Genomic DNA, 18,584 nt, shown 5'->3' on the forward strand with positions numbered 1-18,584 from the left:
AAGAAACGGGTATGGAGATTGACACGGTAATCGGAGATACAGCTTATTCGGAAAAAGATAATATCCTCTACGCAAAAAAAAATAAGCTTCAATTGATATCGAAATTACATCCCCTAATTACACATGGTGGCCGAACGAAAGAAGATGAATTTGAATTCAATAAAGATGCCGGATTGTATGTGTGTAAAGCTGGTCATTTAGCCATTCGAAAAGCTCGTCAAGGTAGAAAGAATGCCGGGAAGAATCAGGCGGATACCTATTTTTTTGATGTTGAAAAATGTAAGGTTTGCCCACTCCGCAAGGGCTGTTACAAGGAAGGGGCCAAGAGTAAAACATATTCCGTCACCATTAAATCGACAGAACACAAGGAACAGGAAGCATTTCAAAATAGCGATGATTTTAAGCTGAAAGCCAAATCCCGCTATAAAATTGAAGCGAAGAATAGTGAATTAAAACAAAGACACGGGTATGATGTCGCCACATCCACGGGTCTATTTGGCATGCAGATGCAAGGAGCTATGACAATATTTGCAGTCAATCTAAAGCGAATAATAACCTTACTAAGAGAAGCAGAGTAAGAAATACCAAAGAAATAAGGCACCATTTCGTTCAAAGAAAGAACGAAATGGTGCCTTTTTAGATTTTAGAGTGCCTTGTACATTTAAAAACGTAAGTTTTTCAGTGGCCTCGCGTCTTTACCCAGGGGCTTGAGAATTACCTACCGATCGGCCAATCGAATGGTATCGATCCGGGAGGGGAGTGTTTAATAATATCGATTACTGGAATCGTATACGCGAATAGAATTAGAGCAATCGTGATTCCAATCCATAGATACCAGTTTTCAAGGATCAGAGGCGTTGGTTCTGCATCGACTTCTTCTTCGGCAATCGGGAATTCCTGAACTCCTTTTGGTGCAAAGAATGCAAGTTGGATGAAGATGTAGATCATCAGGATGATGCCGATGAAAAGAATCGTGCCACCAACCGCCTGTGCAATTTGGTAGCTGATCCATGTTTCAACTTGCTCGCCTCCCATATAATTCGAGAAGGCGGAGCGACGTGGTCCGCCAAGTAGACCTTGAATATGCATGGCAGTTGACATGATAGCCATACCGACAGTCCAAATGATCGTTTGGATGATCCCTAATTTATTCAACTTAGGAGTCAATCTCCGGCCAGTCAAATGTGGAACAAGCCAATAGGCCATACCGAAATACGTAAGGATAACTGTAGTTGCAACAGTTAAATGGAAATGTCCCGTAACCCAGATCGTATTATGGATCAGCGCGTTCATTTGATGGGATGCGTTAACGATACCGCCCGCACCACCCGGGATGAAAGCGACCATTCCGATGAAAGGAGCAAGGAAACGTACGTCATTCCATGGTAAATTTCTTAACCATCCGAAAAGCCCTTTATATCCTAATTTTCGTCCTCTCACTTCAAACGTTCCGAAGATCGAGAAAGCTGTCATCAATGAAGGAATTATAACCATGAATGTCAGGACAACTTGGATGAATTTCCATGTTGGATCGATACCTGGTTCCGTCAATTGGTGATGGAAGCCGACCGGAATCGAGAACAATAGTAATAGAATGAATGCCAATCTTGCAAGAGAATCACTGAATAATTTTCCACCAATAATTTTCGGGATGATTGCATACCATGCCATGTAGGCAGGAAGCAACCAAAAATAGACGAGTGGGTGACCGAAATACCAGAATAATGTACGGCTAAGTAAAACATTGATCGTTGCTGCGTAACCGAGTGACCAAGGGATGAATTGAACCAATACGGAAGTCGCCACACCAAGTGATGCGATGAACCACATTGCCATATTAATAGTGACCATGAATGCAAGCAACGGAGATTTCTGCCCCGGATTCGCTTTTTTCCAGACATACAACTGGCGGAAATTAGTGAATACGGCAATCCAGCTACCAACAATTACTAAAGCGAGACCAAAATAGAACGCCGGATGCGCCCGAAGTGGAGCATAAAATGTATATAAAACATTCGCTTGACCGACTAAGATTGTAACTGCAGCCATAATTGTACCAACGAGCATTGTCCAGAAAGCAATCCATGCCCATTTCAGCTGCTTATCAGAGATGCCGACTGTTTTGCCCATCAGCGCAAATTGGAAGCCGACGATGAAAAACGTTGTAAGTACGAGTCCTAAAATGACGCCATGCACTGTTAAAATCGTGTAGTAATTAATGCCGAATGGCAATTGAAATTCTCCCGATCTTGCAAGTGTCTGCAACAGTCCCATGAGACCGCCAATAAGTAGTGATGCAAATGTCACATACATGAATGACATATATAGTCGGGATTCCTTCTTTGTGAAATTATAGTTTTTCAGCATCATTCATACACCTCCACGACCGCGAACATCTGATGATGCCCGACTCCGCAATATTCATTACAAACAACTGTGAACTCACCGGTATTTTTCATGACAGTTTCGAGCCTACTCACATGTCCCGGCTCTACCATCATGTTGACGTTCGTTCCTGCAACTTGGAATCCATGTACGACGTCTTTAGTAGTGATCTGGAAAAGTACAGTGGATCCTTTTGGCACACGGATTCTTTTAACTGCCTTTCCATCCGCATCCGTACCGAAATCATAGTTGAAAGCAGAAGCGACGATGTTAACAGTATATTTTCCATCCGCCACCTCTTGAAGGCCAAGGTTCTCAGGCTTAAATGCTTCATGTGCCTCGACATTTTGTGGATCGATTGTTTCAATATGGCTCTGTGGGTGTGTCCCTTTCCAGAATGCTGCAAATCCGGTAATAAGTAAGAAAAGTGCGAGTGAAGCCATTCCGAATACGAGCCAAATCTTTTCAAATTTATGCAAATGCATACATTTTCCTCCTAATTGAGTTCATTATCTTGATAAAAACAAGGCGTAAGAGCCAAACCATAAAGCAAGGATAAAGACGCCAAGAAGCATGACGGAAATGAACGTGCCTTTTAAACTGATTTCGGATTCCTTTGGCGTTGTCTGATTCTGCTTCTTATTTTTGTTAGCCATAGATCTACACCTCCTTGGCAGAATTTCTTATTGCTTGCTGATACTTTTATCATAGTCTTACGCTTGAAATAGAGAATTAGGGAATTCCCTATGAATCTGAAATAGTGAAAAAGGTTCACATTTTGTACAAATGGAATTCAAATTATCGCCATAGTTATGATATAGTGGTTTCATTCCGATTTTAACGGGTAGGGAAAGGAAGATAATTCAGTTCCAAAGGTCGATAGTTGACCATACTGTTTCTGGAAATTACAATAAATAGGTAGTACTAAATTTAAAATGAAAGTCGGTTGAGAACTAATGGTAAATTACAAACTTATTCAAGTTGAAAATCCTGAAAAAGGTGCAGATCAATTTTATCAACTGATAAAAGAAGAACTTGAAAACGATCGACTTCATGTCCTTGGTTTAGCGACAGGAAGCACGATGATCCCTGTATATAGAAAATTGACTGAATCCGAATTGGATTTTTCAACTGTTACAACGTTTAATTTGGATGAATATGTTGGCCTGTCAGCATCAAGTCCGAATAGCTATGCATATTTCATGAACGATCATTTATTCAGCAAAAAAGACTTCAAAGAAACGAATATTCCTAATGGGATGGCAGAAGATTTGGAGGAAGAGTGCAAACGTTATGAAGCGGCATTGCAACAGGCAGGACTTGACATTCAGTTATTGGGTGTAGGGGAAAACGGTCATATTGCATTCAATGAACCCGGAACTCCTGCTGATTCTGTCACTCATGTTGCGGAATTGACTGATTCGACATTAGGCGTTAACAGCCAATACTTCGAAAACGATGAAAAAATCCCGAACACTGCTTTGACAATGGGAATCGCTTCGATTCTTAGTGCAAAGAAGTTAGTACTTCTTGCATTCGGAGAGAAGAAACGCCCGGCAATTACAAAGTTCCTTGAAGGAAAAGTGGATCCAAACTGGACAATAACTTATTTACATGACCATCAAGATGTTACAATTATTACAGATTTGGACATCTGAACCTATCCGTAAAGCCGCATCTCCCCATGGAGAATGCGGCTTTTTAGGCTTTTATAATTAAAAATGACAAGTATATTTCAATTGTAAGTTTACGTTATTTTTTGTAATGATACTGTTACGAAATTGTAATATGGGACGAGCATAGTTCATGGTAAAGTTATCTTAGATGATTTTTCAGATAAATATAAAAAAACCTGGGGGAACATATGAGAATCTTAACACGCATGCAAAAGCCGTGTGCTATTTTTGCATTGTCTTTACTATTACTCGTCTCACCTTTCACTGGTCAAGCTGAAGCATCATCAATTGATTCAGCTGCTATCTCGTCAACGGCTACAAATCTTAAAGGAATCAGATATGTATACGGCGGTACTTCAAAGGCCGGCTTTGATTGCTCAGGCTTTGTGCAATTTGTATTCAAGCAGCACGGGATCAATTTATCCCGTTCATCATCAGGACAGTATGCAACTGGAACTAAAGTTGCTAAAAGCGATCTTGTTGTAGGGGATCTGGTTTTCTTTAATACAACCGGCAAAGGCGTTTCACATGTCGGTATCTATATTGGCGATGGAAAATTCGCGCATGCATCGACTTCGAAAGGCGTTCGTGTCGATAAGTTAAATGACCCTGCTTATTGGGGCAAGCGATATGTAGGCGCTAAACGTATTACAGGCGTTACGGATGTCGCATCTAAATAAAAACTAATTAAACTTACCTATACGGCAGATTCCTACACGGAATCTGCTTTTTGTTTTGAATATAATAGTCAATAAAAAAAGAAGCCGCAAATGCGGCTCCTTAAAAAATTCCTTATTGAGGCACCCGAATGACCCATTTCGTGAAATCGGGATTCTCTTTTTGTACCATTTCCTTCGGATAGATGAACGTCCATGGCTTGGATGTGTTAGCTTTCACTTCAAGCGGTGCCAAGTTGAATGAACCGCGTGCAACAAGGTCCCCTGTAGCATCCAATAGTTCAAGCGGCAGCTTTTCAATGCTGATCTGCTTGGAATGGCCGTTTCGGATGAAGAGGGAGACTGCAATGCTGCCGTCATCCTGTTTCTTCACTTGGAAGCCTGCAAAGTTCACTTCGCGTGGCTTTAATTTCGGCATCCGTTCAACGACTTTTTCAAGTGCGTCTTTCTGTTCGGCCGAAAGTCCATCTTCCCATGCTTGTTCAAGTTCAAGCTTATGGGGCACCATGGATTGGACGTTGAAAGCAAGTTTCCAATTTTCCTTAGGTGGTTCTTCCAAAAATGTGTTTTGCTTCGTGAAAACGAATACCCAAGGTCTTGCACTTCGAGCTGGGATTTCTCCTAATTCACTAAGATTGAATTCCTGTGAAGCGATCACTTCGCCTTTATCATCCAATAAAAGCAATTCAACAGGTCCCATTGAAATCGCCTGATCCAATGAAGATCTGAAGAACGCCTTAACTAACCAGCTGTCATCCGCTTTTTCGACATCGATATCGACGCCGGCAAGGGAAATTTGGTTTGGCTTTAATGGTTCAAGTTCATTTGAAAGGAAACGGAATACGTACTCCTGCTCTTGTGACAGAACCCATTCTGGATGAAATGATAATTGTGTTTCGACATCATCCGTTTCATCCGAATGTACAGCGTTCTCTAAAATTTCTCCTGAATCGACAGTGCTGTCAGATCCCGTTTTTTCGGTTTTCTTGAACATAGAAAAAAGTTTCATGACTCATCGGCCTCCTGTTGTTGTGAAATGAGCTTCATAAATCCGATTACCTCGGATGCGATATTACGACGCAGCTGTTGGTAATGTTTGGCGAATAGTTGCAGGCCTTCACGCTGATAGATTCGCATCGGGTCTTCTTGCCCGTAAGATCGTAAACCGATCCCTTCCTTCAGGCGGGTCATCACTTCAAGATGTTTTACCCACATGCTATCGATATGGCTCAACATCACCTGAGGGATAAGGTTGACGACTTCCTCATTATCAGCGAAAGTATCGACATAGGCAAATAATTCGTCAATCGGCTCTTTGTATAATTTCAGGATATCAGCAGGCTTTTCTATAGTACGCGGCAACGTAAGCGGCTCCAGTAAAAGGCCATTCATCGTCCGCTCGATTCTATCGAAATCATAGTTGTCGACCGTTTCATTTTCAGGGCAACTGTCGTAAACGACAAACTCCACCGCTTCCGACACCATCGTTTTTAATTGGCCAAAAAGGTCTTCTTGTTCAAGAACCTTATCCCGTAATGAATAAAGGACACCTCGTTGGTCATTGATGACATCATCTAACTTTAGATTGTATTCGCGCATGGAGAAGTGGGCTCCCTCGACAATTCGCTGCGTCCTCTCGGTCAATTCATTCACTTCCGCGTTTTGAACGAGACCCTCTTCATCGGTTTTGACTTTTTTATTGAACTTTTCCAAGTCATCTTTTGCGAAGCGAGTAAACATTTCATCTTCAAGTGAGAGGAAGAACTGGCTTTCACCATGGTCGCCTTGACGTCCTGACCGACCGCGCAATTGGTTGTCGATTCGACGGCTTTCGTGCTTTTCCGTACCTAAGACGAAAAGTCCGCCGATTTCCTCAACACCTTCACCAAGCATAATATCAGTTCCGCGACCAGCCATGTTTGTAGCAACCGTAATATGACCAAATTGCCCCGCTTGGGAAATGAGATCCACTTCCTGTTCAACACTCTTCGCATTCAATAGATTGTATTCAAGCTTATAGCGATCCAAATAATTGGCCACTTTTTCAGACTGCAGGATAGAGGTCGTTCCAACAAGTACAGGTTGTCCTTTTTCATGTCGCTTGGCGACTTCTTTCGCAACCGCGTCGTACTTTTGTTCGATTGTTTGATAGACCTTATCCGGCGAATCAATACGGGCACGTGGACGGTTCGTCGGAATTTGGATTACTTCCATATTATAGACTTCACGGAATTCCTTTTCCTGCGTTTTCGCAGTTCCTGTCATTCCGCTAAGCGTCGGATACATACGGAAATAGTTTTGAATTGTAATTTGCGCTTGCGCTTTATTTTCATCGGTGATTGGCAGACCTTCTTTTGCCTCAATCGCCTGATGAAGTCCGTCCGAAAGCGTTCTTCCTTCCATGATTCGACCCGTGAACATATCGACAAGCTCTACTTTTTCATCTTTCACGATATAATCGACGTCGCGTTTGAATATGACATGCGCGCGAACAGCTTGGATCATGTAATGATAGAGTGTCTGGTGTTCCAAATCATATAGATTATCGATGCCAAAGGCCTTTTCGACTTTCTCAATGCCTTCTTCTGTCAATGAAGTAGCTTTTGTTTCATCGTCAAAATCAAAATCCACGCCTTTTTTGAATCGTTTAGCAAGTCTTGCAGCGATAAAATGAAGATCCGCATCTGCCTGCATTTTACCAGCGACAATCAATGGCGTTTTCGCTTCGTCGATTAGAACGCTGTCAACCTCGTCGATAATCGCAAAATGGTAAGGACGTTGAACTTTATCCGCCGTATGCCGCACCATATTATCGCGAAGATAGTCGAACCCAAATTCAGTACCGACTCCGTATGTGATATCGGCCATATATGCATCTTGTTTTTCAGGACCTTGCATCATCGGTACATTTAAACCGACAGTCAGTCCAAGGAATCGATGGATTTGACCGATTTGATCATAATCTCGTTTTGCAAGATAATCGTTGACGGTGATAACGTGGACACCTTTACCTTCGAGCGCTCTTAAATAGGAAGGAAGGGAAGCGACTAACGTCTTTCCTTCACCGGTCGGCATCTCTGCAATATTACCTTCTGCCAATACCATACCGCCGATCAATTGCACATCGAAATGCCGCATATCCAAAACCCGCTTCGAAGCTTCGCGCACAACGGCAAAAGATTCTGGAAGGATTCCTTGCACTGTTTCACCGTTTTGAAGTTGCTCTTTAAATACTGTAGTCATATTTGCAAGTTCTTCGTCAGTGAATGCTTCATATTTTGATTCCAAATTATTTATGTGTTGAACAACTTTGCGATATTTGCGAAGCTGTCTTTCACTTGTTTGATTTGAACGTTTGAAAAATGATAACATAATAATGGATGCTCCTTTGTCTAATCCTTCTTTAAGGATACGTCTATTTTATCAAAGTATATATGAAATGACTACCACAAGGGAGAAATGCAAACAATATGCACGATGCGAAATCATTTAAATGAGCATTTCAGGTTTGAAATAATAAAAAACGGGGTATAGTAGTCTATGTTTTTGCAAACTTGGATGCTTTCCCTATTCAAACGTGCTATAATACGTTTGGCTATCTAAATTTGTTATATACGGGGAGGAAGGACATGTTATTCCTTGCAATGGCTGCTGCGTTCGTAGCTTCCATCATACTAACTCCACTTGTCATAAAGTTCGCATTCCGAATTGGAGCAATCGATCATCCTAATTATAGGAAAGTGCATGCATCCGTCATGCCACGTATCGGTGGAGTGGCGATTTTCGGTGCGTTCGTCATCGGATATTTATTGTTGCGTCCATCAGATGAGCATGCAATTGGAATTCTCGTTGGAGCTGTAATCATCATAGTTACAGGCTTCCTTGACGATATGCTTGAAATCACTGCTAAAGCGAAAGCGTTCGGCCAACTTATTGCGGCTGTCGTAGTCGTAACATGGGGCGGCTTACAAATCGAATTCATTAATTTACCGTTTTTCGGTCCTTTTGATTTTGGATACTTAAGTATTCCAATCACAATTCTTTGGATCGTCGGCATTACAAATGCTATTAATCTCATTGACGGATTGGATGGGTTAGCCGCGGGTGTTTCCACGATTGCCCTAATTTCCATCGCTGTCATGGCGCTGATCATGGGGGAAATGTTCGTTGTAGCGACCGCTGCCATTTTGGCTGCGAGCTCACTTGGCTTCCTGTTCTATAATTTTCACCCAGCGAAGATATTCATGGGGGATACGGGAGCTTTATTCCTTGGTTATATGATTTCAGTATTGGCATTGTTAGGGTATAAAAACGTTACGATGATTTCACTTATCATTCCTATTATTATTCTTGGCGTTCCGATTTCGGATACGTTCTTTGCAATCATCCGGCGTGTGCGGATGAAGCAGCCGATTTCTGCGCCGGATAAATCGCATTTGCATCATTGTCTATTGAGAGCAGGTTTCTCTCACAGACAAACTGTTCTGATTATATACGGATTGGCTATTCTTTTCGGCGTAGCGGCTGTACTTTTCTCCCAGGCAACTGTTTGGGGCGCAATCGTACTGATCTTGGTCATGCTTCTTGCAATTGAATTATTCGTCGAAATCATTGGTTTAGCTGGAACGAATTATCGACCTTTATTGAACTTAGTGCGTATGATTGGAAAATAAACGAGTACTCTATAAACGGTGGTATGCAAACGATGCATATCATCGTTTTTATTTTGCCCAATAAAAAAACATCCCACTGACAAAAGTCAGATGAGATGTTAAGTAGTTATTTTAAATCATCACTGCCGTCAGCAGATTCATCTGCTGCACCATAAATATCGGAACTGCCATCTGTTAAATTCGAAGAATCGGGGATGAGCCCAAGATGTGCTTTCAATAATTGTTTTACATTCTCCAAATCGGTTTTATCCAACTGGTAATAATAAGGACCCCTTGACAGATCATCATAGCCTTTCAAGTTGATCGTATCAATTTGGGGCATACCACCTTTTGCGTATTCCCAGAAGGATGTCATTTCACCGAACGTCATATCGGTTTTCATATTATCACCGACAGCCTCGATTACGTCTCCGTATTTCCCAATCGATTTCACTGATGCCATTTCTTTGATAATTGCCTGCAAGATCATTTGCTGTCGCTTTCCACGTTCGAGATCGCTATCAAGTTTACGTGTGCGGGCTAATGCAAGGGCATGTCGGCCGTCAAGTGTATGAAAACCTTTTACCAATTGAATGGTGTTTTTATCATTTTCGTCTTTTTCCAGTCTGTTATATGGTACTTCGACTTTAATGCCGCCTAATGCATCGACAACTTCGATAAACGCATTGAAATTCATCTTTACATAGTAGTCTATCGGGATGTCTAACAGTTCCTCAACTGTTTCGATTGCTGCGTGAGTTCCTCCGAAAGCATGTGCATGATTGATCCGATCTTTATACCCGACCTTAGGGATGTAAACATAAGAGTCACGAGGGATGCTTAATAATTTCACGGATTTTTCTTTCACGTTGAAGGTTGCAACAAGAAGGGCGTCGGATCGGCCGCGTGCTTCTTCCCGAGTATCATTTTCATCTACGCCGATTAATAACATGGATACGTTATCCCTCGCCGGCTCGACCTTGGTATTGCCCCTTAAATCCGATTTTGACGTGGCAGGAACCGGTTCATATGCATTCTCAACTGCCTGTTCGGCCTTTTGACGCAATGAAAGCGCGTAGGAAGCCACTATAAGCAATGTGGACAGTGAGACTAACAGGCCTATCTTTACGGCTAAGCGAGTCTTTGATGTCGCCTTCTTCATTTTTTTATAGTCTTTTCTCTTCATATCATTTTTAAGCCTCCGATAGGCTAAGGAGTTTTCCCAAGCGATTTTATATTCCAATTAGTATGTGCAAAAGTTGGCGTGTAATGGAATTGCAATAAATGTAATCATTCGTCAACTTTCACCATTATACTATTAAATTCGCTTGTCGTATACTATTATCAGATTTCAAAGATCAAATTCAAGAAACGTGTTAGATTCGGTGGATATTTCCGCCTGTCCGTTTGTCAATTCTGTTATCCATTCGATAAATTCATTGGACTTTTCTATAGGAACATATAGGAGCAAGCTAACACCTTCTTCATAGAGAATCTCTTTCAACGGGTATGGAGATTGCCTAACTTCATTCTCAACCTTCCCGAGCCATGTGTAATCGATGGATACCTTCATTAAGTTGTGTAGCTTTCTTTCAACTACACCGGTTGCGGTTATTCCTTCAGTAGTAGCACGGCCGTACGCCCGTATCAGTCCGCCGCCACCTAATTTGATACCACCAAAATAGCGGGTTACTACTACTGCAGTATCTTTCAACCCTTGTTTTTTTAGCACTTCAAGCATTGGAAAACCTGCTGTTCCGGAAGGTTCTCCGTCGTCATTTGCTTTTTGGATTTGGTCATGTTCTCCGATGATATAGGCTGAACAGTTATGTGTCGCTGTATGATGCATCTTTTTGATCTCTTGAATGAAGTCGATTGCTTCCTCTTCCGTTTCTACTCTTCTGACATATGTGAGAAATCTGGATTTTTGTATGACGAGTTCACTTTCGCCGGACAATTTGACTGTTTTGTAATCCGCTCTCATTTGCAGCACCCCTATCACTTGTAATACAATCTTAATATGTATTCAGTTTTATGATGATATAATAATAAAGTGTATTCGTTATTAAAGAATACTGCAACATTGCAACTTGGACGGGAGTGTTGTCATTGGCAGGAAATACCATGGATGTCCAACGACTGGAAAGTATTTTTGATAATATGGTTAATGTGATGGATAAATCCAAAAATGATATTTTCTCTATTAGTGAGCAAAGCCGTCAATCCTTCCAGGAGATGCAGACCGAAATTGCAGTTATAAAAGAAGAGATTTCCCGGGTAATCGATGAAGGAGATAACTTAGAGGATTTGACACGCCATTCTCGGAGAAGACTTGCGGATGTCTCGAAAAACTTTATGAATTACTCCGAAGAAGAAGTGCGAAAGGCATATGAAACTGCGAATGATCTGCTTGTCAGGTTATCTGTCAATCGGATGGAGGAAAAGCAATTACGTTATCGTCGGGACGAGCTGGATCGGCGGATAGCAGCTTTATTAGAGACTATTGATAAGGCGGATCACCTTGCAAATCAGGTATCGACTGTCATTTCGTATTTGACTTCCGATTTGAAAAAGGTTGGTGAAGCATTAGAAACAGCAAGACAGAAACAGGAGTTCGCCATCCAAATCATCCAAGCACAAGAGGAAGAGCGAAAGCGTCTATCCCGGGATATACACGACGGTCCAGCCCAGATGATGGCAAATGTCCTGCTTCGTTCGGGTCTTATTGAAAAGACTTATAATGAAAGAGGATCCCAAGAAGCGTTATCGGAGCTTAACTCTCTAAAGGAAATGGTTAGAAATGCCCTACTTGAGGTGCGGCGTATTATTTATGACCTACGTCCAATGGCGCTTGATGATTTAGGGTTAATTCCAACATTACGTAAGTATTCCCAGACAACTATGGAATATGAAAAAGGAACTACAATTCACTTCGTTAATAATGGTAGCGAGAGGCGATTGGAGCCTAATTTTGAAGTGTCTACTTTTCGGCTAGTCCAGGAATGTATTACCAATGCCCTTAAACATGGTAAATCAAGGGATGTATGGGTGAAAGTTGAATGGCTTCGTGATACAATGAACATTGTGGTGAAAGATAATGGCAAAGGCTTTGAAGTGAATCAAACTAAAGAGAAATCATTCGGTATTATTGGGATGCGGGAGCGCATTGAATTGCTGAAAGGCGAAATGAAAATTATTTCAAGTGTCGGCAATGGCACTACAGTGCTTTTCCGTATTCCGTTACAGGAAAATATAATTGTTGAATAGGGTATTGGGAGGGAATGAAAATGACCAAAATTTTAATTGTGGATGACCATCAGCTTTTCCGAGAAGGTGTTAAACGTATTCTCGATTTCGAAGACTCATTCGAAGTAGTGGGAGAAGGGGACGATGGTTCTGAAGTGACTGAACTTTACAGACGCTTTGAACCAGACGTCGTTTTAATGGATATCAACATGCCGGGAATGAATGGCGTAGAGGCAACAGAAAAGGTTAAAAACGAATTCCCGGACGCGAAAATAATCATTCTCTCCATCCATGATGATGAATCATATGTATCACATGCATTGAAATCAGGCGCACTTGGTTATATGCTGAAGGAAATGGACGCAGACGCCATTGTACAAGCGATCAAAGTCGTAGCTGCTGGCGGTTCTTACCTACATCCGAAAGTGACTCGCAACCTTGTTGCAGAGTACCGTCGTCTAAGCGAACGTGAACATAAAGGCTACTTCCATCAAAATGATATTCGCCGCCCGCTTCATTTATTGACGAGACGCGAATGTGAAGTATTGCAATTGTTGACGGATGGGCAGAGCAACCGTACAATTGGGGAAACGCTGTTCATTTCTGAAAAGACGGTTAAAAACCATGTATCCAGCATTTTGCAAAAGATGAGTGTCAACGACCGTACTCAGGCAGTTGTCACAGCTATCAAAAACGGCTGGGTTGAAGTAAAGTAATGATTGTATGATAAGGGGCCTTTTAAAGGTCCCTTTTTTAATGGAGGAGGAGAAGTATGAAGAAAAATGTATTGATTTACTCGATTTTAGCTCTTGTTCTTATATTAGGTGCGTGTTCTAACAAGGCCGATTCCACAGGCGGTTCTGTGAGTGATGGTGAAGCGGTTGGTGGATATGGTTCGATTGATCATGGGGTAGAAAATGGCGGCAAAGTTGGTTTTAATATGTTGGGCGGTTCGATTGAAGAGGCGACGAATGTTCCTGCGGCTGAGAAGGAGCTTATTATGAAGTCGTTTGATACGTATATGCATGCTTTTAATAATCAGGATATTGATGAGTATATGAGTGTGCTTTCCAAGAATCCGAAGAGTTTTACGATTGAGGAAGAGCGGGATTATATTGAGGGTGTTTTTAAGGAGTATGAATTAGGCCGTGAAGCGTCGGATGTGACGGTTGTGAAGTTTGATGAGGATGCAAATGAGGCGCAGGTTTTTGCGAATTTGTATACTACGATGAAGCAGAAGTCGACGGGTCTGGAGACGAAGCGTGATGGTCGTCAGGTGACGGTGTTTAGTAAAGAGGATGGGGAATGGAAGGTTACTTCGGTTTATTATATGGAGGATCAGAAGTAAGAGAGCAATGAGTTGATTTGCGCTTCGGGCGGACGCTTTCCGTGGGGCGCGGGTGAGCCTCCTCGTCGCTTCGCTCCTGCGGGGTCTCACCATTCGCGCTTAATCCCACAGGAGTCGCCGCCCTGCGCTTCAATCAACGGTGCGTACCTCTAATCAATAAGGTTTTTGAATAATTAAAGAAAAGTGAGTCCATCATCATTATAGATGATTGGACTCGTTTTTTATTTAACGCATAAATCATTTAAAAACTCATAAATCTTCTGAAACACGCATAATGCCTTCGAAAAGCTCATAAATCGCTAAAAATACGCATAAAGCCATCTACACACTCATAAATCGCCCGATTCACGCATAAGTCCTTCAAAAAGCTCATAAATGACCCGCGGTACGGATAAAATTACCTTCCCTAACCGTGTTGCATTTCGGAAGTATTAATCATATAATAGGAACAAATGTTCCCTTTGAGAGGAGGAGACCGTGATGCCTTTAATTCCTGCGAAGGCATTGCCTCATTTTGAAAATATGATTTATTTGCCGATGCTTCTGATTGTGTTGCAACGGGATCGGGAGCTGCTTGAAAAGGGCCCGTTCAAGTTGAAGGGCCCTTACTTGAAAATTATTGATGCTACGATGACACAAGTTCAAAGCGAGTTGCAAGAAACGAAATTTTATCTGAGACGCCATGATATGAAAGTGATCCGTAAGGACAGGGATAGTATGTTTACGGAATACATTTTCATTAATGGCGGCTATGAAGATCATCGCCGGTATTTGAATGTCCGCCTGAGAAATCGGACGGAAGAATTATTGGACTCTTACTTTACCAGGTTGGGAAATTATTCGGCCTCTCATTAGCCGGGAAAAAGAAAAATGAACGGTTTGCCATTTCCCGCTTCTTCAGGAAATCTTTTTCGATCATTCTTGCCAATGCGTATTGTCGATACAGGGTGGGGGCCGAGATTTCCGTTTTGAAACGTTGCCCATTATCAAAGTAAACGGAAGTGCCTAAGCCGTCAGTGTTGAAAAGATCGATTGCATGATACGCAATCCATACATTCTGGTCTGACTGAGGTGATAGGGTTGGAATGAAGATGTATGGTGTGCCATATGAGTTTGCCAGTAAAATTGGCGATTTTTGTCTATTGTTCCCGAATAATACTTTGGATGCCTTCAGGGCGGTTGTATAATCAGAACCATATTCGGCGCAAGAACGGGTCACAATATGTATTGGTTTCTTTGAAACGATCAACGTTTTTTCCCGCTCCATGACTCTTGTGAACACTTTGTTGTCAACAGTTTTTTCGGGTGCCAATACGAAAGTCTTTTCTGTAATGATGTATCTTGTGTTTAAATCTTTACTAAGAATCGTTAATTCCTCCTTTTTCATCGAAGTCTATGTTCTATCCCGTCCCATTCATAGTATAGGATAAAAAGAATTAAATCAATTAATTGGTTAGATTATTAGAACTATTTATTCAAAATGAATAATTCTGTTCAAAAAAGGACGCCCTTGGAAAGTTATGGGCGTCCTTGATGAGGTTTGTACATTATCTTAAATAGATTGATAGTCTAATGCAGCTGCGCCGAGTGTCTTGGCTGCAAGTAGCATTGCTTGTTCATCGAAATCGAATTTCGGATGATGGTGTGGATAAGGTTCAGCCGGTCTTGCTCCTGTGAAGAAGAATGTGCCTGGGACTTTTTGTAGGTAGTAGGCGAAGTCCTCTCCTCCCATATGGGGCTTGCTCTCAATGACTGTGTCAACCCCAGGGATTTGCTCAGCAACTTCTTTTAGGAATTCAGTTTCCGCTTGATGATTTACAACGGCCGGGTAGCCGCGGAAATAGTCGAATTTGATTTCACAGTCATGGGCGAGGGCAGTTCCATCGACGACACGCTTCATTTCCCGTTCCATCAAATCACGAATGTCAGGGTTGAAGGAGCGTACAGTGCCGCCAAGTTTCGCGGAATCCGCAATTACATTGAAAGCATTGTCGGCGATGAAAGAGCCTACGGAAAGCACAGCGGATTCTATCGGATCGACACGTCTCGACACAAGTTGCTGCAGGTTTAGGACAAGTTGTGCTCCAATTACGACAGCGTCTTTCGTCTGATGTGGTGATGCACCGTGGCCACCTGCGCCTTGGATTGTTATTTCAAACCGGTCCGCAGCCGCCATGACTGGTCCCGTTAAGTATTCGATCGTTTTCAATGGAGTACCTGACCAAAGATGAGTGCCGAAGATTGCTTCGACACCGTCAAGACAACCGTCCTCTATCATCGAAACGGCGCCGCCGGGAGCATATTCCTCCGCATGTTGGTGGATAAATACATATTCCCCTGCAAGGTCCTCCCGCATTTCAAAGATGGCTTTCGCCAGTTGTAGTAAGGCAGCAGTATGTCCATCGTGACCGCAAGCATGCATGACGCCGGGTACCGTGGATTTATACGGGACATCCTTTTCATCCTGGATCGGCAATGCATCAAAATCAGCACGCAGTGCAACAGTCTTACCTTGGCGAGCCCCTTTGACACGAGCTACAACGCCGTTACCACCAACGCCTGTTTGAACCTCAATCCCAAGATCCGCATAGAAATCATGGATATATTGTGCTGTTTTCACTTCTTGAAAAGATAATTCCGGGTGCATATGCAGATGTCTGCGGATGATCACCATATCTTCATAAGCAAGGTCTAACTTTTCGAACAGTCGCCCATTCATTTGATAACCCCTCTCAAAAACACGTATTGTCTATACATTCTTAATTATAACAATACGTTTCGGGACCCGCAATAAGAGGAAGTTTATATTTCGTTTTCCTTCTTCCTAGCGGTATATGTCGTAATATAGGGGGCGCTTGAAAAAATATGCGTCGTATTAGTTGCGAACTCCTTATTATCGATCGATTGATGGGAATTCTTAAATGAAGGGGAGTTTTTCCAAAGGTCGAAGTCCGCGGCCTTTTCCCATTGAGTTAGGACTACATATGTGTCAGAATCGAGTGGGCGAAGCAAACGAAAAGCGATGAAACCTTGTTGGGAGTCGATTTCGCCGTTTAAAGATGAAAAACGATGTTCGAAAACAGGGCGTCCCTCATCGGTGACTGCCACATTATTGCAGACGAAAAAGCCCTCGTCCTTCAAAACTCCGGCCGAACTGATGACTTCATAGCGTCTTGGTGCTTGGAAAACAGATTTCGCTTCCGTTTCATATAAAAGAAGTGACTGGCCGCCACCATGCATAAGAATCATACCTTTATCCTTGTAACGTTGTTGCAGTTTCTCCATAAAATCTTGCGTTCCGGATGTCATATACAAATACATTCACAAAACCTCCTCTGTTTATAGATACTACTCATATTTTCCCTTATGAGATCAAATAAAACAAACAATGGCAATCTGGTGGCGAAAGTGACGGAGAAAGCAGCACAAATTAATGACAAAACAGTGTAAATACTATACTTTACGCAAGGAAACGTCTATATTTGAAAGCGAATAGAGAATAGCGATTGCTAAAACTTTTGAAAGTGGGGATCGATTTATGACGACATTTAACGATACACTGCTTCGTGCTGCGAGAGGCGAAAAAATTGACCATACACCGGTTTGGTTCATGAGGCAAGCGGGCCGTTCACAACCGGAATACCGCAAAATAAAAGAAAAATACTCCCTTGAGGAAATTACGCATCAGCCGGAGCTTTGCGCATATGTAACAAAGCTGCCTGTTGATAACTATAATGTGGATGCAGCAATTTTGTATAAAGATATTGTGACGCCTTTGCCGGGAATTGGAGTCGATGTGAAGATCAAGTCGGGTGTTGGCCCGGTTATTTCCAATCCAATCCGTTCCGTGCAAGATGTTCATAATCTTGGAGAATTATCACCAGAGGATCATATTCCATTCGTTATTGACACGATTAAAATATTGAAAGAACAATTGACTGTGCCATTGATCGGTTTCGCGGGAGCGCCTTTCACTTTGGCGAGTTATATGATTGAAGGCGGTCCATCCAAAAGCTATAATCTGACGAAATCCTTCATGGTGTCGGAGCCGGAAGCGTGGTTTGCCCTTATGAACAAATTAGGAGATACAATTATTACATCCATTAAAGCGCAAGTTGAAGCGGGCGCTGCGGCAATCCAAGTATTTGATTCGTGGGTAGGGGCTTTGAATGTTTCGGATTACAGAACGTTCATCAAACCTGTCATGAACCGTATTTTCACTGAGCTTCGCGAATTGAATGTACCGTTGATCACATTCGGAGTCGGCGCAAGCCATTTGGCAAACGAATGGCATGACCTTCCAGTCGACGTCGTTGGTCTTGATTGGCGTCTAAGCATTAAAGAAGCTGGGGAGAGAGGTTTGACGAAGACGTTACAAGGGAACTTAGATCCTTCATTGCTTCTTGCTGATTGGAATATTATCGAAGAGCGTGCGAAAGTGATCGTTGAACAAGGCGTCGAACACGGCAGCCACATCTTCAACTTAGGCCACGGCGTATTCCCTGAAGTCCAGCCAGCTACTTTAAAGAGATTAACTGAATTTGTGCATGAGTATAGTGCGCAACTACGTAAATAACTATCTGGATAATTTATTAAATCG

At 42.2% G+C, this 18,584-nt stretch carries 19 protein-coding genes; 9 read left to right on the plus strand and 10 right to left on the minus strand.

Annotated features, from left to right (window positions below; translation table 11 throughout):
• On the plus strand, positions 1-578 hold a 578-nt coding region (locus tag P5G49_RS04560), incomplete at its 5' end, for a transposase (RefSeq protein WP_301242292.1).
• 136 nt (positions 579-714) lie between these two features.
• Here P5G49_RS04560 and P5G49_RS04565 read toward each other — a convergent pair.
• From P5G49_RS04565 to P5G49_RS04575, 3 genes are read right to left on the minus strand one after another with little or no spacing between them, the layout of a single operon-like run.
• Positions 715-2,370, minus strand: a complete 1,656-nt coding sequence (locus P5G49_RS04565; RefSeq protein ID WP_301242293.1) for a b(o/a)3-type cytochrome-c oxidase subunit 1 — start codon at positions 2,368-2,370, stop codon at positions 715-717.
• Positions 2,367-2,870: a cupredoxin domain-containing protein gene (locus tag P5G49_RS04570; RefSeq protein WP_301242294.1), complete on the minus strand. Its 504-nt coding sequence runs from the start codon at positions 2,868-2,870 to the stop codon at positions 2,367-2,369. Before P5G49_RS04570 ends, P5G49_RS04565 begins: the two co-directional genes overlap by 4 nt.
• Positions 2,871-2,894: 24 nt before the next feature.
• Entirely contained in the window at positions 2,895-3,041 is a 147-nt protein-coding gene (locus P5G49_RS04575; RefSeq protein ID WP_301242295.1) for a cytochrome c oxidase subunit 2A, read from the minus strand.
• A 300-nt stretch (positions 3,042-3,341) separates the two neighbouring features.
• Between P5G49_RS04575 and P5G49_RS04580 the strand changes: the two genes are divergently transcribed.
• Entirely contained in the window at positions 3,342-4,043 is a 702-nt protein-coding gene (locus tag P5G49_RS04580) for a glucosamine-6-phosphate deaminase (RefSeq protein WP_301242296.1), read from the plus strand.
• 206 nt (positions 4,044-4,249) lie between these two features.
• Positions 4,250-4,741 carry a C40 family peptidase gene (locus P5G49_RS04585; protein ID WP_301242297.1) on the plus strand — a complete coding sequence of 164 codons (492 nt, stop codon included), beginning with the start codon at positions 4,250-4,252 and terminating at the stop codon, positions 4,739-4,741.
• A 112-nt stretch (positions 4,742-4,853) separates the two neighbouring features.
• On the opposite strand, the gene P5G49_RS04590 is transcribed toward P5G49_RS04585, so the two are convergent.
• Positions 4,854-5,747, minus strand: coding sequence for an accessory Sec system S-layer assembly protein (locus tag P5G49_RS04590; RefSeq protein WP_301242298.1), 894 nt, complete (start codon positions 5,745-5,747; stop codon positions 4,854-4,856).
• Entirely contained in the window at positions 5,744-8,110 is a 2,367-nt protein-coding gene (secA2, locus tag P5G49_RS04595; RefSeq protein WP_301242300.1) for an accessory Sec system translocase SecA2, read from the minus strand. Before secA2 ends, P5G49_RS04590 begins: the two co-directional genes overlap by 4 nt.
• 257 nt (positions 8,111-8,367) lie before the next feature.
• On the opposite strand from secA2, the gene P5G49_RS04600 reads away from it, so the two are divergent.
• Positions 8,368-9,411 carry a glycosyltransferase family 4 protein gene (locus P5G49_RS04600; RefSeq protein WP_301242301.1) on the plus strand — a complete coding sequence of 348 codons (1,044 nt, stop codon included), beginning with the start codon at positions 8,368-8,370 and terminating at the stop codon, positions 9,409-9,411.
• 106 nt (positions 9,412-9,517) lie between these two features.
• Here the strand turns inward: P5G49_RS04600 and P5G49_RS04605 are convergent, their stop codons facing one another.
• Both P5G49_RS04605 and P5G49_RS04610 read right to left on the minus strand, forming a co-directional pair.
• A complete protein-coding gene (locus P5G49_RS04605; RefSeq protein ID WP_301242302.1) occupies positions 9,518-10,576 on the minus strand; it encodes an LCP family protein in 1,059 nt (352 codons plus the stop codon).
• 165 nt (positions 10,577-10,741) lie between these two features.
• Positions 10,742-11,374 carry a YigZ family protein gene (locus tag P5G49_RS04610; protein WP_301242303.1) on the minus strand — a complete coding sequence of 211 codons (633 nt, stop codon included), beginning with the start codon at positions 11,372-11,374 and terminating at the stop codon, positions 10,742-10,744.
• 140 nt (positions 11,375-11,514) lie between these two features.
• Between P5G49_RS04610 and P5G49_RS04615 the strand changes: the two genes are divergently transcribed.
• From P5G49_RS04615 to P5G49_RS04630, 4 genes are all read left to right on the plus strand, one after another.
• On the plus strand, positions 11,515-12,657 hold the full coding sequence (locus tag P5G49_RS04615) for a sensor histidine kinase (RefSeq protein ID WP_301242573.1): 1,143 nt from the start codon (positions 11,515-11,517) through the stop codon (positions 12,655-12,657).
• Between the two features lie 20 nt (positions 12,658-12,677).
• Positions 12,678-13,352 carry a response regulator gene (locus tag P5G49_RS04620; protein ID WP_301242304.1) on the plus strand — a complete coding sequence of 225 codons (675 nt, stop codon included), beginning with the start codon at positions 12,678-12,680 and terminating at the stop codon, positions 13,350-13,352.
• A 56-nt stretch (positions 13,353-13,408) separates the two neighbouring features.
• Complete coding sequence (locus tag P5G49_RS04625; RefSeq protein ID WP_301242306.1) at positions 13,409-13,984, plus strand: nuclear transport factor 2 family protein; 576 nt, start codon at positions 13,409-13,411, stop codon at positions 13,982-13,984.
• 480 nt (positions 13,985-14,464) lie between these two features.
• Positions 14,465-14,839, plus strand: a complete 375-nt coding sequence (locus P5G49_RS04630) for a YhjD family protein (RefSeq protein WP_301242307.1) — start codon at positions 14,465-14,467, stop codon at positions 14,837-14,839.
• Here the strand turns inward: P5G49_RS04630 and P5G49_RS04635 are convergent.
• From P5G49_RS04635 to P5G49_RS04645, 3 genes are all read right to left on the minus strand, one after another.
• A complete protein-coding gene (locus tag P5G49_RS04635; protein WP_301242308.1) occupies positions 14,805-15,371 on the minus strand; it encodes a competence protein ComK in 567 nt (188 codons plus the stop codon). The genes P5G49_RS04630 and P5G49_RS04635 overlap by 35 nt on opposite strands.
• A gap of 165 nt (positions 15,372-15,536) precedes the next feature.
• A complete protein-coding gene (locus tag P5G49_RS04640) occupies positions 15,537-16,703 on the minus strand; it encodes a M20 metallopeptidase family protein (protein WP_301242309.1) in 1,167 nt (388 codons plus the stop codon).
• Positions 16,704-16,786: 83 nt separating this feature from the next.
• A complete protein-coding gene (locus P5G49_RS04645) occupies positions 16,787-17,305 on the minus strand; it encodes an antibiotic biosynthesis monooxygenase family protein (RefSeq protein ID WP_301242310.1) in 519 nt (172 codons plus the stop codon).
• Between the two features lie 217 nt (positions 17,306-17,522).
• Between P5G49_RS04645 and hemE the strand changes: the two genes are divergently transcribed.
• On the plus strand, positions 17,523-18,560 hold the full coding sequence (hemE, locus tag P5G49_RS04650; protein ID WP_301242311.1) for a uroporphyrinogen decarboxylase: 1,038 nt from the start codon (positions 17,523-17,525) through the stop codon (positions 18,558-18,560).
• Positions 18,561-18,584 lie beyond the last annotated feature (24 nt).

The organism is Sporosarcina highlanderae, assembly GCF_030433715.1.
In the GTDB taxonomy this organism is placed as follows: Bacteria; Bacillota; Bacilli; order Bacillales_A; family Planococcaceae; genus Sporosarcina; species Sporosarcina highlanderae.

Coding starts and splice junctions, on each gene's coding strand:
- P5G49_RS04645 (WP_301242310.1), bottom strand. CDS start 17,305: ATGTATTTGTATATGACATCCGGAACGCAAGATTTTATGGAGAAACTG.
- P5G49_RS04580 (WP_301242296.1), top strand. CDS start 3,342: ATGGTAAATTACAAACTTATTCAAGTTGAAAATCCTGAAAAAGGTGCA.
- secA2 (WP_301242300.1), bottom strand. CDS start 8,110: ATGTTATCATTTTTCAAACGTTCAAATCAAACAAGTGAAAGACAGCTT.
- hemE (WP_301242311.1), top strand. CDS start 17,523: ATGACGACATTTAACGATACACTGCTTCGTGCTGCGAGAGGCGAAAAA.
- P5G49_RS04630 (WP_301242307.1), top strand. CDS start 14,465: ATGCCTTTAATTCCTGCGAAGGCATTGCCTCATTTTGAAAATATGATT.
- P5G49_RS04640 (WP_301242309.1), bottom strand. CDS start 16,703: ATGAATGGGCGACTGTTCGAAAAGTTAGACCTTGCTTATGAAGATATG.
- P5G49_RS04585 (WP_301242297.1), top strand. CDS start 4,250: ATGAGAATCTTAACACGCATGCAAAAGCCGTGTGCTATTTTTGCATTG.
- P5G49_RS04635 (WP_301242308.1), bottom strand. CDS start 15,371: ATGAAAAAGGAGGAATTAACGATTCTTAGTAAAGATTTAAACACAAGA.
- P5G49_RS04620 (WP_301242304.1), top strand. CDS start 12,678: ATGACCAAAATTTTAATTGTGGATGACCATCAGCTTTTCCGAGAAGGT.
- P5G49_RS04625 (WP_301242306.1), top strand. CDS start 13,409: ATGAAGAAAAATGTATTGATTTACTCGATTTTAGCTCTTGTTCTTATA.
- P5G49_RS04570 (WP_301242294.1), bottom strand. CDS start 2,870: ATGCATTTGCATAAATTTGAAAAGATTTGGCTCGTATTCGGAATGGCT.
- P5G49_RS04615 (WP_301242573.1), top strand. CDS start 11,515: ATGGATGTCCAACGACTGGAAAGTATTTTTGATAATATGGTTAATGTG.
- P5G49_RS04590 (WP_301242298.1), bottom strand. CDS start 5,747: ATGAAACTTTTTTCTATGTTCAAGAAAACCGAAAAAACGGGATCTGAC.
- P5G49_RS04610 (WP_301242303.1), bottom strand. CDS start 11,374: ATGAGAGCGGATTACAAAACAGTCAAATTGTCCGGCGAAAGTGAACTC.
- P5G49_RS04600 (WP_301242301.1), top strand. CDS start 8,368: ATGTTATTCCTTGCAATGGCTGCTGCGTTCGTAGCTTCCATCATACTA.
- P5G49_RS04575 (WP_301242295.1), bottom strand. CDS start 3,041: ATGGCTAACAAAAATAAGAAGCAGAATCAGACAACGCCAAAGGAATCC.
- P5G49_RS04565 (WP_301242293.1), bottom strand. CDS start 2,370: ATGATGCTGAAAAACTATAATTTCACAAAGAAGGAATCCCGACTATAT.
- P5G49_RS04605 (WP_301242302.1), bottom strand. CDS start 10,576: ATGAAGAGAAAAGACTATAAAAAAATGAAGAAGGCGACATCAAAGACT.